3 protein-coding genes are annotated in these 1,342 nt (G+C 53.4%); all 3 read left to right on the top strand.

Annotated elements, in window-relative coordinates; all coding sequences use genetic code 11:
- Positions 1-136: 136 nt before the first annotated feature.
- The 3 genes from JCM11216_RS14155 to JCM11216_RS20335 all read left to right on the top strand — a co-directional run bounded on the left by JCM11216_RS14155 (position 137) and on the right by JCM11216_RS20335 (position 1,217).
- Positions 137-532, top strand: a complete 396-nt coding sequence (locus tag JCM11216_RS14155; RefSeq protein ID WP_054854609.1) for a hypothetical protein — start codon at positions 137-139, stop codon at positions 530-532.
- Complete coding sequence (locus JCM11216_RS14150) at positions 478-936, top strand: hypothetical protein (RefSeq protein WP_243676489.1); 459 nt, start codon at positions 478-480, stop codon at positions 934-936. Before JCM11216_RS14155 ends, JCM11216_RS14150 begins: the two co-directional genes overlap by 55 nt.
- Positions 937-1,040: 104 nt before the next feature.
- Positions 1,041-1,217 carry a hypothetical protein gene (locus JCM11216_RS20335; RefSeq protein WP_243676488.1) on the top strand — a complete coding sequence of 59 codons (177 nt, stop codon included), beginning with the start codon at positions 1,041-1,043 and terminating at the stop codon, positions 1,215-1,217.
- Positions 1,218-1,342: the final 125 nt, after the last annotated feature.

Genomic DNA, 1,342 nt, shown 5'->3' with positions numbered 1-1,342 from the left:
ACGTGGACATTTGTAAAGTCTCGTGAAAAATAATCCAAAGGTTGTTGATGCCGTGAATCGTGGGTTACCGCAAAGGTGTTCATGGACCCACAGCGGAGAAGGTGGTCTTTTAAGCCTAGTTGATTACTCCTTTTAAATGGTTAGAAGGGGCGTTGCCACTGCTGAGGTTGTTAATGACCTGGGGGGGCTGAGGGTTGTGGGTAAGGGCGTGATTAAGCTCTCCGACTTGGTTAGGCAGTACGTGATGCTTAAGGACCATCCCTGCCCATGCACGCATGGGAGTGAGGAGAGGGCAACCACAGAGCGCCACATAATGGACCTAGCCAGGCGTGGAGGCACGTTACTGAGACCAGCCCTAGTCGGTAGGGTCTCCAGCATCCCAATAATACTGGCGCCAACGTGCATCTTCGAGGCCGCCCTGGCAATACTCAGTGAGGGTAGGGGGGGTGACGTGCTCGAGGGGGGGTTCAGGTCGAGGTGTGGGATTTGGGGGGGGACTTCGGTGATAGGCTTTACCTGGTTCAGGCCATAGCCTCATTGCTGTGCATTGCGTATGAGGGTAGGAGGTACGTGGATGTTAAATCCACATTTGTGAGGAGCTACCTAGTGTATAGGGTGGTGGAGGTTGCGAGGCAGGGTAGGGCCGCGGCTGAGGAGTTCATCAAGAGGCTTGAGGGGGGGCGTGAGGACTTGATGAGGCTCGCCCTCGAGGTGGCTGAGGTCGTGAGACTTAGTGAGAGGATGATTTACAACTACATCGTCGATGCCGTGGGTGATGAGAAATTCATTAACGAGCTCAAAATGCTGGCCGCAAATGTTAAGGGCCCAGTCGAGGTCCTAAGATCACTCAATGAGGCTGAGGGTGTTGGAGTAACGATTAAGCTCGCAATAATGCAGATCGCAAAGACCTGGGCCTTGATAAGGGGGGGATATTGAGGACTTGAGGTTGTTGGGTCGAGATGGACTTTATGAGCTTAAGGGGGGGTCGTTAAGGAGTTGGTTGGGAGGGGGGGTAGGCTGGTGATGCCGCGTCACTCATAATGAGGCTTAGAAAGCTCATTAATGTGGGTGACGTCCACGGCGCCATGCTCGAGTTGGTTAAGTGGCGTGAGGAGGTTCTCGGGTCGAAATCCACGCTAGGCAGTAATGGGCTTGTGGTTAAGGATTCAATGGCCAGCCCCCTCCAACTCCAATGTGGCATTAACGATGAGGTCTGAGGGGGGCTTGCCAGGGCTATGGTTAATAGTGAGGATTCCAGGGGGGGTGATGGTGCGGTGCTCAATACGTTGGGCAACATCGATGCTAGCGATAGGTCATTTAAGCTTAAGTTTGAGGTTGATTG

Origin of the sequence: Vulcanisaeta distributa JCM 11216, from assembly GCF_001315985.1 — an archaeon.
GTDB classification, from domain to species: Archaea; Thermoproteota; Thermoprotei; order Thermoproteales; family Thermocladiaceae; genus Vulcanisaeta; species Vulcanisaeta distributa_E.
The sequence above is the reverse complement of the archived record's forward strand: the minus strand, read 5'-3'. Positions and strand labels throughout refer to the sequence as shown.